Here is a 13,283-nt window from a genome sequence, read left to right as displayed (position 1 = left end):
CCCTGTCTCCTCTCCGACTTTGAAGGCGTGCTCTTAATCTTCCCCACCCTCCCGGTAGGGAGGTTCTGGCCCCATCTTGCTGGAAAACCCTCTAGCTTGTATGTCTACACACGATCTTCCTGAACAGCTTTCGATACAATACACCTATACACAACACGAACAACAACGACACAACCCAAAAGCTGATCTGGGGGACGCCTTTCGTTGCGCCCTCCGGTGATCCATGTTATAATGCTGAAAGATCTTACGTCTTTCCCAACTTTTCCTAGTAGGAGGTGAGTTAGAAGCGTGGCTTTGACAGTTGAAGAGAAATCACAAATTATTGCTGATTCCCGCGTCCATGAGACCGATACTGGTTCGCCCGAAGTTCAGGTAACTATCCTGACTTCCCGCATTCTGAGCTTGACTGAGCATCTCAAGGTGCATAAGCATGATGTCCATTCACGCCGCGGCCTGAGAATTATGGTTGGTCAGCGTCGGCGTCTGCTTGCATATCTGAGCAAGAAAAGTCCAGAGCGCTATCGCGCCCTGATCCAAAAATTGGGCCTACGCCGCTAAAACGGTATCGCGAAAGCCGTTGGGCTGCAATTAATGCGGTCGGCGCAATCCTGGCGTACGCCTTTGCGTTCGCCCGACCGCTGCACCTTTTCCAAGAGTTCACAGGGATAGGGAGTGTCCCACAGATGTTGCTATTTCCACTGGATAAGCAGGCATCTTATAAAAAGCTCCCGGTTGTGTTTGCGAGGTCGCAAGTATTACTAAGTATTGCTCCTCAAGGTTGTTCGTGTGTCATTGGTGTTTACGAAGGAAGCTAGAGACGAAGGAACGAGCGAAGACGATAGGCAGAAGAGGGTTTTATTCTCCACACAGCAAGTAATAAATCAGCACGCAACGCACTGCTAGAGCGAAGACGATGTTTTGAAGCCAGTTGCAGCTATGTTTGCGAAAAAAAGGACATTTCAAAGAGCAGTGATCCGCACCCAGGTTATAACGAGAGATGGGCCGGCAAGACTTCAGACCCCTCCTGAGGAGCTTTAACACACTTTCGCGTTTTAGGTATTAGGGTGCATTAGTCGGAGGAAATATGATTCACCGTCAAGAAGCCGTTATCGGTGGCCGCGTCATGAGTATAGAGACCGGTCGCGTAGCGGAACAGAGTAGTGGCGCTGTACTTGTGCGATACGGCGACACCGTGATCCTGGCAACCGCGGTTGGCAGCGATGAACCCCGTGAAGGCATTGACTTTTTCCCGTTAACTGTAGATGTTGAAGAACGCATGTATGCTGCTGGTAAAATTCCCGGTGGCTTTATCAAGCGTGAAGGTCGCGCGACTGAGCATGCTATTCTCGCCAGCCGCCTTACTGATCGCCCTCTTCGCCCTCTCTTCCCCAAAGGTTATCGCAACGACGTCCAGATCGTGATTACCGTCCTCTCCGTCGACCAGGAAAATGACCCCGATATTATGGGTATTGTTGGCGCTTCTGCCGCTCTCTCCATCTCGGATGTCCCCTTCGCTGGCCCGGTTGGGGCCGTACGCGTCGGCTACGTCGATGACCAGTTTGTGATCAATCCCCCGGCTTCCGCGATGTCGCGCAGCAAGCTTGACCTGGCAATTGCCGGTACCGCTGACGCGATTATGATGGTTGAGGCCGGCGCCAAAGAACTGCCCGAAGATATGATGCTGGAGGCTCTGCGTGTTGGTCACGAGGCCCTGCAAGATCTGGTGAAGATGCAGGAGAAGCTGGTCCAGGTCTGTGGGAAGCCCAAGCGCACCTTCGCGGCCCCCGTGCCCGATGCTGAGCTTCAGGGCAAGGTGGCGGAGTTCGTTCGCCCACGCTTCGAGGCCGCGGTCAGCAATCCCGATAAAACGGTTCGCTCAGCCTCGCTCAGCCAGGTGCAGGACGATCTGGTGACCGAGCTGGGAACGCAGTATCCTGATCGCCTGAAGGAGATCATCGGCTTCTATGAGAAGGAGCTGAAGGCCTACGTTCGCAATACCATTCTGGATTCAGGTATACGTCCCGATGGTCGCGATACCAAGACCATCCGTAACATTACCTGCGAGGTTGGTCTCCTGCCCCGCACGCATGGCTCGGCGCTCTTCACCCGCGGTCAGACGCAGGTGCTCAGCGTGATAACACTTGGCTCACCCGGAGAAGAGCAGGTGCTCGATGGACTGGGGACCAATGATAATAAGCGCTTCATGCACCACTACAACTTCCCGCCTTATTCCACTGGTGAGAGCAAGCCGCTCCGTGGCCCTGGTCGTCGTGAGATTGGCCATGGTGCCCTGGCTGAGCGCGCGGTCTCGCCTGTCATTCCAACACAGGAAGAGTTCCCCTATACCATTCGCGCGGTCTCGGATATTCTCTCCTCCAATGGCTCAACCTCGATGGGTTCGGTATGTGGTACAACCCTTGCCTTGATGGAAGCGGGTGTTCCCATTCACGCGCCTGTGGCTGGCGTGGCCATGGGGCTGATTACTGGTGAGGGTGAGCGCGAAGGCAAGTGGGCCGTCCTCAGCGATATTCAGGGCATCGAGGATGCTCTGGGCGATATGGACTTTAAGGTCGCGGGTACCGCCGATGGTGTGACCGCCCTTCAGATGGATATCAAGGTCAAAGGTATCACCTATGATGTGATGGCCAAGGCGCTTGAACAGGCACATGAAGGCCGTATGTTCATCATGGAGAAGATGCTGGACGCAATCGACGCTCCACGCGAGGAGCTCTCGATCTATGCACCGCGTATTCAGAGTATTAAGATTAATTCTGATAAGATTGGTGCAGTCATCGGGCCGGGCGGCAAGATGATTCGTAAGATCCAGGATGAGAGTGGCGCCAAGATCGATATCGAGGACGATGGGACCGTCAACATTGCTGCCACCTCTGGTGAGGCGATGCAGCGTGCGATGGATGCGGTTCGCGCCCTGACCGAAGAGGTCGAGGTTGGTCGCATCTATACCGGTACGGTTCGCCGCCTGGTCGACTTTGGTTGCTTCGTCGAGATCCTGCCCGGGAAAGAGGGCCTGGTCCGCACATCGCAGCTTGCTGACTACCAGGTGATGCGCCCTGAAGATGTCGTTTCACTCGGCGATGAGATTACCGTCATGGTAATCGAGGTCGATGGTCAGGGACGCGTCAACCTCTCGCGTCGCGCGGCCCTGAGTGGCGAGATGCCCAGTCAGGCCGAGATTGAGAGTGAGCGCGGTGGTCGCGGTGGCCCAGGTCGCGGTGGCATGAGCCGTGGTGGCTATGGAGATCGTCGTGAAGGCCCGCCTTCTGGCGGTCGCATGGGTGGCGGCTATGGAGATCGAGACCGTGGTGGCTACGGCGGTGGCGGTGGTCGCGGCTATGGAGATCGAGACCGTGGTGGCTACAGCGGTGGCGGTGGCGGCGGAGATCGTGGCTTTGGCCAGCGCCGTCCCATGGGTGGCCCTGGCGGCAGTCGCCCAAGCGGCCCAGGTGGTCCACCACGCCGCGATAACGGTGGCTTTGGTCCGCGTTCGACGGATCGCCGCTGGTAAAACCTCAAATAAGCAGCAACACTATAGGCGACCTCGTGTCGCCTATAGTGTTCTTAACTTGGTTCTTGACCCTATTATGCACAATATAGTTGTGTAATACACAAAAGATCTGTACAATATAGAGACATCTTAGGACCTCAACGCTAGTAACGATTAAAAAAGGGGTAATATGCCATGTCGTCAGAGGAGATACTGAGAGAGGTAGCCGTAGAGGTTTCTACCTGTTCGAAATGTAATCTCTGTAAGGGTAGAACGAGGGCTGTACCAGGCGAAGGTAGCACAAGTGCTAAGATCCTTTTTATTGGTGAAGGTCCTGGTTACCACGAAGACCAGCAAGGACGTCCATTCGTGGGTCCCGCGGGACAATTCCTCGATGAACTCCTGGCAAGCATAAATCTCAAACGCTCCGATGTTTTTATTACCAATGTCGTGAAATGTCGCCCTCCGCAGAATCGCGATCCCCAACCCGATGAGATTGCGGCCTGTAATAATTATTTAGATCGCCAGATTGAGGCGCTGAAACCGCGGGTCATCGTGACTCTCGGACGTTTCTCAATGGCCAAGTTCTTTGGCAATGAGAAGATCAGTGTTATTCATGGACGGGCGCGCAAAAAGGATGCAGGGTATATCTGTATTGCCATGTATCACCCGGCAGCAGGTCTGCACCAGGCCAGCCTGAAAGACGTGATTCGTGAAGATTTCAAGAAGATTCCCCTGGTGATGGCGGAGGCGGAACGCATGGCCGCGGCGGCTCCCAAAGTTGTCGTAGCACCCAAGAAAAATGAGGAACCACCTCAGCAGTTATCTCTGTTCTAATAATCTCCTCTACATCTCCCGACCAGCAGGTCATGGAGGTGAGAGCAAGCAAGGGTAGTGGCAAGGTGTGTAGGAACTGACCTCGTGCGCACCAGAGGCTATGAATCTGAAGGTGCGCACTGTATGGCTACCGATGACCAGGACCATCTCTGTTGTTGAGATTGGTTTACCTGTGCAAAATAGTCTGAGAAGGTCATCCGCGTTGAGAGATGAGCCTGTCCCTTGTTGCAATGGAGTGGTGGGTTGCATAGCGCTGATCGCTGTGCACGAAGTGGATGTGTGGATAAAGATTTGCTTTCACAATGGGAAAGGGAGATAATATTATGCAAACAAGCTTTCAACGTTCCCTTTTACTAGGGGGACTTGCTTTATTCTGTCTGCTCAGTCTCATACTCGCACCCCAGGCGCTACACCGTGTTTATGCCCAGGGCTATACTGACCAGACCACGCAAGGTAAGCGCATCGTCGTAAGCATCTCACAACAGGAGTTGACTGCTTACGAGGGCGATAAAGAGGTCTTTGATACGCTGGTAACGACGGGTCGAAGCCAACTTCCGACCCCAACCGGTACCTTTCATGTGATACAAAAGCTCAGCCCAACCTGGTTCCATTCCCCCTGGCCAAAGAACTCACAATACTACTACGCTCCAACCTATATTAACTACGCCCTCGCGTTCAAGGAAGGTGGCTACTTCTTACATGACGCGACCTGGCGCTCCGCCTTTGGCCCCGGCACGACCGATGATAATCAGGGTTCACATGGCTGCGTAAGCATGAATCTGGATTCCGCGAAATGGCTTTACAACTGGGCACCCGTGGGAACAACTGTACAGATTGAATAATGGGTTTGTGTGTGATTTGCGGGCAATGCCCGCAAATCACACAATCTTGTTATTCGGTGGTGGCGCCCAGAACGAAGGCTTCAACGGCGCTGACGCGCCCACGCCAGTATGGTAGCTTAGTCTTATGGCCCCCGCTGATGATGGTGATATCGCGCAGGTGTACATACTCATAGAGCACGGGCAGTCCTGCCGGTCCGATCTCAGGCTGGTCGGCGGGTGGAACCAGGTTGGTGTAGAACTCACGCAGGAAGTCTGCAGTATCGGGATCTTCCTGGCGATACATCCCCTCATAAAGCTCGACATGGAAGCGGGCATAAGCGAGCGTGCTGATCATCTGTCCAAAGACGAGCTGCCCATGCATCTGAAACATCACGGGAAACTCCTGGTCTGTCTGCTCTGCAAGTTTCACCCAGAATTGGAGCGCGATATCCTGTTCGCCATACTCTTTGAGCCATAGGTTGCGCCGCTCGGTGCGCGTAAGGGGACGAAAGTTTGGGTCCAGAGGTGGCAACTGCTCCTCGCCGCCCTGGCCCTGGTTCGATCTATCTGACATAGAGAATGTAGACCTCCGGGAAGTAGTATCGTTTAATGGCTGAATAGCTTCGTCAGTATTATAGTATTTTATCATCCACAAGTAAGGGGATAATAACATTGAATGGACAGGCCCGCCTGTCCATTCAATGTTACTGTTTCACTTACGGACCCGGGGTCACATCGATGATTTGCGGGTTGTTGGTAGGGCTATTCCCGCCGGTACTGGTGGAAGGCGTCGCCTGGCTGCCGTTGGGGCTATTTCCTCCACCAGCGTTCGGGCTGCCGGACGAGTTCTTCCCGGTATCTCCATCTTTGCCGTCCTTGCTACTGTCTTTCAGGCATGCCTCTGGTATATCCGCGTTGCTGGCGCTGTCGCCTTCTTCATCATCTTTGGGTTTCGGGCATACCAGGGGGGGAACATAGTAGTTGGCGCCCTGGATAGTTGGCTGCGTTCCATCGATAAACCAGTCGCTTACCGCGCCCTCGCCAGCTGCATATGCCAGGCCAGTGTTGGCGGAGACTGCACCTCGATGCACATTATCGGGACGAGGGAAGTCGTCTGGCGGAAAGTTATAGTGCTGCGAGGCGTACTCCATGACATCGTGCCAGATCGGACCTGCTCCCGTGATACCAATGACGTCGTACATCTGCTCATTGTTGCTATTGCCCGCCCAGACTCCTACCGTCAGATAGGGCGTATAGCCAATTGTCCAGTTATCGCGGAAGCTATCCGTGGTGCCAGTTTTGGCGGCGGCTGGCCTGCTCAGTTCCAGGGGATTACCCGGATAGAACTCTTTATAGCGGGCGACTCTATCCGAGAGAATGTCATTCATGAGAAAGGCAACGTCGGGGCGCAGCGCGCGAATGCCGCGTGGATGGAAGCTATAAAGCTCGCGTCCCTGGTTACTCTTGACCGAGAGGATCGAGACTGGGGGCATGCGTAGCCCTTGATTGGCAAAGGTCGCATAGGCATCGGTCATATGCAGCAGTGAGACCTCTTTTGAACCCAGGGCCATGGAGGGACCCGTCTGTGCGTCAGGCAGGTTTGCCACCTCTGAGATGCCCAGGCGCGCTGACATGTTCTGGACGTTGTGTACGCCTGTAAACATAATCGCGTCGATGGCGGGAATGTTGAAAGAGTTGGCCAGCGCCGTGCGTACCGTCATCGGATAATCGCTATGGAAGCTGCCATCGTAGTTCTGGGGATGGTAGTAATCTGGCGGATCGACCGGGTAGATCGTGCGGTGGTCAGAAACGATCATCGCGGGATACCAGCCCATTTCAAAGGCCGTCGCGTACACAATCGGCTTAAAAGAGGAACCTGGCTGGCGTGGCGTCGTCGTACCATTGAGCTGGCCGCGCACCTGAGGATAATTCGCCTCGTAGGAGGCGCTCCCGTTCATGGCGAGAATTTCTCCGGTTTTGGGATCCATCACGACGACCGAGGCGTTATTGACGTTTTTATCGCGGCTTAAGACGTTATAGGTTCCCAGTCCACGATCATATGTTGTTGTATAGAGGTTGTTATAGGTGATCTCTTCAACTTTCTGCTCCAGGTCATAGTCCAGAGTGGTGTAGACGTCAAAGCCTCCATCCCGAAGCTGCTCCGGGCCGCCCAACACCTCCTCAAGCTGGTTGATGACATATTGTACAAAGTGGGGGGCCTTCATCTCCTGGTCAGTGGAATAGGATTGGATATCGCTCTGCTGCGTCTCCTGGCGAGCCTGGCGAGCCTGTTGGGGTGTGATCATCTTCATTGCGACCATGGCGTTGAGGACCACCTGTTGACGCTCAAGCGCGACATCCTTGTTGATGACCGGGTTGTAGTAGGTTGGACTCTGTGGTAAACCTGCCAGCAGCGAGGCCTGACCCAGCGTAAGGCGCGAGACGGCTGGCTTGCAGTGATTTCCCTGGCAATCTGGCTTAAGACCAAAGTAGTCGCGCGCGGCCGCCTCGACGCCATAGTTGATATTTCCATAGTAGACGGTGTTCAGGTACATCTCCATGATCTTCCACTTGGGGTACTGCTGGGTGATCCCGGCGGCGAGAACGGCTTCCTGAAACTTGATGCCTACCGTGCGTTCTTTGCCACTAAAAAACTGATTCTTGATAAGCTGCTGCGTAATGGTACTGCCGCCCTCGCGTACGCCACCGCTGCGAGCATTGGAGAGCAGCGCGCGCCCAATGCCCTGGAGGTCTACGCCGCCATTGCTCCAGAAGGTATGATCCTCCGCGGCGACGGTGGCGTTGATGAGCAGGGGCGAGATATCCTGATAGCTGACATAGGTACGGCGTCCCTTCCCAAGCTGTTTATCGTATAGCTCGTAAAGCAGCTTCCCATGCCGATCATAAATATGTGTGTTCTGGAAAAGCGAATGCTGTGCGATACCATTGATCGACGAAAGCTGCATCTGATAGTAGCCATATGCTATACCGGTCCCGCCAAATGTGAAAAGGAGAGCAACCAGGAAGAGCAGGGAGCCACCCATAAGCAGGCGTGCTACCATATCTGGCCTGGGCTGCTTCAGGCGTACCCGCTTTTTGCGTAGCACACGGGCGTGTCTCTGGCGTTGCGATGTGCCTGGCAATGGCTGGGAAAGAGGCCTGGACCCACTACCGGCGTACGCGGCTACAGGCGGTGGCACTGCTGGTTGTATGCCTCCTCGTATGCTTCCTGGCTGGACAAACTGGCTGGTGCGATTGAGAGGCACAGGGGGCTTTACTATTGGCGCGGGAGCTGTGGAGGCATTGGGATGGGGAATGCCTGTTTGCCCCAGGCTTTGCTGATAAGTAGGCTGACGCGCGAGAGGAGGGCGAGGAAGTGTTGACTGCTCGCCATAGGCCTCCGCGTGTTCGTTCTCCTGTTGCCATGCCGGGCGTTCCTGTGGAGAGGAGCGTGAAGGAGAGGAATCGGAGCTAGAATTCGTTTGAGAATGATTGGTTGGCATAAAGTTATATATCCTTCCTGCGTTAAGATCTTTTTATTATTTCCTCGCAAGCGGCCCCACCTCTGTCCACATGCTTTATCTGAATTTTTCTGACTTATATGCACAATTCGCTCACTATTCATATTATGAAACGAACGAAAGCGCAATCAGGAGTATTTGCGTAGAAATTCGGGGATATTGGTACTTCTATTTGTAGATACATATGTATATATGTGGATATTGAGCGGAAAAGAAGCCAGCGTGCTAGCTGAAAATCACTTATCTCGTGCGTATATTGCAACTCAAGAGGTGGTCCGACGTAGAAAATGTGAGAGTACCTCAGCCTGAGTGCAGGATAGACCCGATAGTATATAATGGTGGTGCAAAGAAAGTATGCCGACGCTGCTAAAGCACGCGTCTACATATCAAGACGCGACCGGGCTCTGTACCTCCATATGTAGACGCGTGCTTTAGCAGCGTCGGTCGGACGCACGAGATAAACCTTAGGCATACGTGGTAAGAACGGACGAAAGAAAGCATTGGGAAAAGAGAGAGAGCTACACCAGCCCATGGCGGTGCCAAATATAAATTATGACGCCATCGACCTGACGAATATGCGGGACCTGAGAAATCTTCTCTACGCGCATGGGATGCGTCCAAATAAGGCCTTTGGACAAAATTTTCTGATTGACCGGAGCGTGTTGCAGCGGATTGTCGAGGCGGCTGAGATTAACGCGAATGACGAAGTGTTGGAGGTAGGATCTGGAACGGGCGTCCTGACGCGCGAGCTTGCGCAGGAGGCTCGGCGCGTCGTAGCGGTTGAACTAGAGCGTGATATGCTCACCCTGCTAGAGAAGACGGTAGGAGATAGGCCCAACGTTGAACTGGTGGAGCGTAACCTGCTCTTTATCAATCCCCAGGACCATTTTGAGCACAGACCCTACAAACTGGTGGCGAACTTGCCTTATTATATTACTGCGCCCACCTTTCGGCACTTTCTGGAGAGCCAGAACCCACCCAGACTACTCGTCGTCATGGTCCAGCTGGAGGTGGCACAGCGGATTGCCGCGGCCCCTGGCGATTTAAGCGTCCTGGGGGTCAGTATCCAGTTTTATGGTAAGCCACGTATTGTAAGCAAGGTGCCAGCCCAGGCCTTTTATCCCGCGCCCAAAGTTGACTCGGCCATCTTGCGTATTGACGTCAATGACGAGACGCCCCTGACGCTGGAGGAGCGTGACCGCTTCTTCCGCGTGGTCCAGGCGGGTTTCGCGGAGAAACGCAAACAGCTTCACAATTCGCTGACGCATGCTTTACACTATAAAAATGAGGTAGTGCGTGCCTGCCTCAGCCAGGCAGGTATCGAAGCCAACAGGCGTGCAGAGATGCTCAGCATTGAAGAGTGGATGCAACTCTGGCGCGCCTTCGAGGCCCTGCGTACCACCCCTGCCGAGTAACCAGGTTATGTAAGGTGGGTGGATCCGATAAAAAGGGGAGGTGCAGGAGGGGTCTCCCTCCTGCTGGGGAATGAGGTGTCCCCATAAAACCCCCCCTCCACAATTTCTGGAGGCACCAGAAATAAAATTATTGAGAACATTTAGCGTGTAGCCTATTCTGAAATGAAGAAGTAGCGAGATTTATGTCGACACTGGAGCAGTTCTGCGAGAACTGTGGGGCGGCGAATGCGGCGACGGCGCGCTTCTGTCAATATTGCGCCACCGCGCTACCATTTCGACACACCACAGGCGCTTTACCCGAACAAACCCTACTCGATGGCCGTTATCAGCTTGAAGCGCTGATTGGTCAGGGAGGAATGGGCGCGGTCTATAAAGCATTAGATACGCGCTTTAATAACCGTCCAATCGCGATTAAAGAGATGAGTAAAGCGGGACTCTCCTCGACGACTGCTCAGGAGGCGGAAGACGCCTTTGAGCGCGAGGCTCTTCTCCTGGCGGACCTGCTGCATCCCAATCTACCGCGCATCTATGACCACTTTAGCGAGAATGAGCGCTCCTACCTGGTTATGGACTTTATCGAGGGCCGCACGGTCGAGGACTATTTGGAGCAGGCGGGAGGTAAGCCGCTGCCACTCGACCAGGTGCTGGATTGGGGCAAACAGCTCTGTGATGTATTGAACTATCTTCACAGCCATCAACCACCCATCATCTTTCGCGATTTAAAGCCATCCAATGTGATGGTCAATGGCAATCATATCTACTTGATTGACTTCGGTATCGCGCGCGTCTTTAAACCTGGTCAATCGCATGATACCGTTGCGCTTGGCTCGCCGGGCTTCGCCGCCCCTGAGCAGTATGGGAAGGCACAAAGCACGCCACGCTCCGATATCTATAGTCTGGGTGCCTTAACGCACTGCCTGCTGACAGGCGTTGATCCCAGCGAGCAACCTTTCTTCTTCCGCCCGGCATCGCAGCTCAATCCCATGGTTCCCCACGAACTTGAGGCTTTGTTAATACGCATGCTCGATATGAGCGCGGAGAAGCGCCCGGCGAGCGCGCAAGAGGTATTGGATGTCTTGCGCCATGTAGATCAACAGCGCATCAGCGGCACCTTGAGCCAACCCATCGCGACTATGTCGGGGCCAACCTCCACACCGTATGCCTCAGGGTTCGCGTCCACAATGACGGCCTCCTCACCTGAGACGAGCCAGCTCTTACAGGATGCCTATACCTTCTATGCACAGCGGCGTGTCCCTGAGGCCCTCAAGCTCTATGACCAGGTAATCAGAACGGACTCGCTCAATGCCCAGGCCTGGCAGGGGCGTGGCTTGACGCAGGCCTTAAATGGTCAGCACCGCGAGGCGTTGCAGTCATTTACGCGTGCGCTCCAGCTTGATCCCGATCTGGTAACCTCCTTAAATGGGAAGGGGGTCGCGCTCAATCGCTTGCGCCAGAATCGCGATGCCTTGCAGTCGTTTGATCGTGCCATCCTGCTTGAACCTGGTAATGCCGTTGCCTGGAATGGGAAGGGCGCGGCCCTGAGCGCGCTTGGCCTCCCCGAGCAGGCTCTCAATGCCTTTGATACCGCCCTGAGCTTTGATCCCAGGATGGCCTTGGCCTGGAGCAATAAGAGCCTGGTCCTGCGCCAGATGCGCAAGTATGAAGAGGCTCTGCAAGCATCAGAGCAGGCTCTGAGCTATGAGCCTAATTCCGCGCTCAACTGGAACAGCAAGGGCTTGATTCTGCTCGAAATGGGGCGCTTACGCGAAGCCTACCAGGCCTATCAAGAGGCGCTCAAGCGCGATTCACGCTTCGCGCCTGCTCTTTATGGCATGGGCAATGTGCTCTACGCGCAGCAGAAGTTTAAAAGCGCGCTTGACAACTATGACCGGGCGCTCCAGTTTGATCCAAACTATGTGAAGGTCTGGGAGAGAAGGGGCCAGCTCCTGCAAGAGCTGGGCAACTATCGCCGCTCGCTGGAATCCTTTGAGCGCGCGACGCAGATTGATCCCAGCTTTGCCCCCGCCTGGCTCGGTAAGGCGACCGTCCTGAGTCGTATGGAGCGCTATGATATGGCGTTGAATGCATATGAAGAAGCCCTGCGCCGCAATCCCAGCCTGCCCGCAGCCCTCAATGGCAAAGGGAATGCCCTCTATCGTCTCGGGAACTATAGCGCGGCCCTGAGCGCCTACGATAACGCTCTCAAGGTCAATCCACGTATGGTCTCCGCGCTACATAACAAGTCCCTGATCCTCAAGCTGTTAGGCCGGTATAACGAGGCTCTGGCAGCGGCCGAGTCGGCCATTCGCCTCGCGCCCAACGATCCCGATAATTGGCTGCGCAAGGCAGAGGCTCTGCGCAAGCTCTACCGCAAGAGGGATGCCCGCGCCGCCGAGGCCGAAGCCGAGCGCCTGCGAGGGGTATAAAAAGAAGAGGGGAGAGGAATGGTCAGAACGCGGATCTGTCCTGACCATTCCTCTCCCCTCTTTTCTGAAGATTACTTTAGCTTACGCGCGATATGATTCTCGACCACCACCTTTTCATTGGTGAAGGACAAGATACTATCGGCGGAGATGCCCCTGGCTTTGTGTCCATTAGTGGAGATACCCAAAGCATTCAAGCGCATCGCGTTAAGAGGATACAGGGCGATGCTGATCTCGCTCACCTCGCCCAGGGCCTCGTCCTTCTCGCTGACAACGGGCATGCCGATCAGATCTTTGCTCTGTGGCAGTGGGGGAAGCGCCTTTATAAGCATGTTCTCGTTATCGATAGTCACTCTGTCAACTTCAACGGCCTTGATGCCGCGCACTGGCAGTGCAAAATCGCCATTGACGCGTGTATGGACGCGCAGGGCATAGATAGAGTTTGATCCCTCTTTAAAGAAAAAGTCCACGACGGTCCCGAGAGACTTTCCCAGTTTGGGTACATAGACCGGAAGGCCCAGTAACTCAGACCATTTTCTGCTACTCGTAGTCTCCATGTGTATTGGGTACTCCTTGATAGGATTAAGCATAGAATTATACAGATGCGCGATCAACCGACGCTGCTAAAGCACGCGTCTATATATAATAGTACGGGGTATTCGCGGCATTATATGTAGACGCGTGCTTTAGCAGCGTCGGGCCACACGGCTCTCTGACCTATTATACACTTTGTCGCCCCCCTTGGTAATTCTCTTTATCCA

General features: G+C 54.4%; 9 protein-coding genes. 6 read left to right on the top strand and 3 right to left on the bottom strand.

Translation table 11 applies throughout. The features are described from left to right. The first annotated feature begins 288 nt into the window (after positions 1 to 288). The 4 genes from rpsO to KTE_RS12815 all read left to right on the top strand — a co-directional run bounded on the left by rpsO (position 289) and on the right by KTE_RS12815 (position 5,184). The gene (gene rpsO / locus KTE_RS12830) at positions 289 to 558 is read left to right on the top strand and encodes a 30S ribosomal protein S15 (RefSeq protein ID WP_201370331.1); all 270 of its coding nucleotides are present in this window, start codon (positions 289 to 291) and stop codon (positions 556 to 558) included. Between the two features lie 526 nt (positions 559 to 1,084). Then, complete coding sequence (locus tag KTE_RS12825) at positions 1,085 to 3,526, top strand: polyribonucleotide nucleotidyltransferase (protein WP_201381488.1); 2,442 nt, start codon at positions 1,085 to 1,087, stop codon at positions 3,524 to 3,526. 174 nt (positions 3,527 to 3,700) lie between these two features. After that, positions 3,701 to 4,342, top strand: coding sequence for a uracil-DNA glycosylase (locus KTE_RS12820; RefSeq protein WP_007913399.1), 642 nt, complete (start codon positions 3,701 to 3,703; stop codon positions 4,340 to 4,342). A gap of 323 nt (positions 4,343 to 4,665) precedes the next feature. Beyond that, positions 4,666 to 5,184, top strand: coding sequence for a L,D-transpeptidase (locus tag KTE_RS12815; RefSeq protein ID WP_201381487.1), 519 nt, complete (start codon positions 4,666 to 4,668; stop codon positions 5,182 to 5,184). A 49-nt stretch (positions 5,185 to 5,233) separates the two neighbouring features. Here the strand turns inward: KTE_RS12815 and KTE_RS12810 are convergent, their stop codons facing one another. Next, complete coding sequence (locus KTE_RS12810; protein ID WP_040444277.1) at positions 5,234 to 5,737, bottom strand: hypothetical protein; 504 nt, start codon at positions 5,735 to 5,737, stop codon at positions 5,234 to 5,236. 142 nt (positions 5,738 to 5,879) lie between these two features. Next, positions 5,880 to 8,666: a transglycosylase domain-containing protein gene (locus KTE_RS12805; protein ID WP_201381486.1), complete on the bottom strand. Its 2,787-nt coding sequence runs from the start codon at positions 8,664 to 8,666 to the stop codon at positions 5,880 to 5,882. 548 nt (positions 8,667 to 9,214) lie between these two features. Between KTE_RS12805 and rsmA the strand changes: the two genes are divergently transcribed. After that, positions 9,215 to 10,099 (top strand): 16S rRNA (adenine(1518)-N(6)/adenine(1519)-N(6))-dimethyltransferase RsmA, encoded by an 885-nt coding sequence (gene rsmA / locus KTE_RS12800; RefSeq protein ID WP_201381484.1) that lies wholly within the window; start codon positions 9,215 to 9,217, stop codon positions 10,097 to 10,099. Positions 10,100 to 10,281: 182 nt separating this feature from the next. Then, a complete protein-coding gene (locus KTE_RS12795; RefSeq protein ID WP_201381482.1) occupies positions 10,282 to 12,525 on the top strand; it encodes a tetratricopeptide repeat protein in 2,244 nt (747 codons plus the stop codon). 71 nt (positions 12,526 to 12,596) lie between these two features. Here KTE_RS12795 and KTE_RS12790 read toward each other — a convergent pair whose 3' ends face one another. Continuing rightward, positions 12,597 to 13,079, bottom strand: a complete 483-nt coding sequence (locus KTE_RS12790; RefSeq protein ID WP_201381480.1) for a PRC-barrel domain-containing protein — start codon at positions 13,077 to 13,079, stop codon at positions 12,597 to 12,599. Between the last annotated feature and the right edge of the window lie 204 nt (positions 13,080 to 13,283).

Origin of the sequence: Ktedonobacter sp. SOSP1-85, assembly GCF_016587415.1 — a bacterium.
Lineage (GTDB): Bacteria > Chloroflexota > Ktedonobacteria > Ktedonobacterales > Ktedonobacteraceae > Ktedonobacter.
Note: the sequence above shows the minus strand (reverse complement) of the source record. Positions and strands in the feature narration are given on the sequence as shown.

Bases quoted from the DNA above. Each gene is read 5' to 3' on its own strand.
- KTE_RS12825 (WP_201381488.1), top strand. From the start codon at position 1,085: ATGATTCACCGTCAAGAAGCCGTTATCGGTGGCCGCGTCATGAGTATA.
- KTE_RS12820 (WP_007913399.1), top strand. From the start codon at position 3,701: ATGTCGTCAGAGGAGATACTGAGAGAGGTAGCCGTAGAGGTTTCTACC.
- KTE_RS12815 (WP_201381487.1), top strand. From the start codon at position 4,666: ATGCAAACAAGCTTTCAACGTTCCCTTTTACTAGGGGGACTTGCTTTA.
- KTE_RS12810 (WP_040444277.1), bottom strand. From the start codon at position 5,737: ATGTCAGATAGATCGAACCAGGGCCAGGGCGGCGAGGAGCAGTTGCCA.
- KTE_RS12805 (WP_201381486.1), bottom strand. From the start codon at position 8,666: ATGCCAACCAATCATTCTCAAACGAATTCTAGCTCCGATTCCTCTCCT.
- rsmA (WP_201381484.1), top strand. From the start codon at position 9,215: ATGGCGGTGCCAAATATAAATTATGACGCCATCGACCTGACGAATATG.
- KTE_RS12795 (WP_201381482.1), top strand. From the start codon at position 10,282: ATGTCGACACTGGAGCAGTTCTGCGAGAACTGTGGGGCGGCGAATGCG.
- KTE_RS12790 (WP_201381480.1), bottom strand. From the start codon at position 13,079: ATGGAGACTACGAGTAGCAGAAAATGGTCTGAGTTACTGGGCCTTCCG.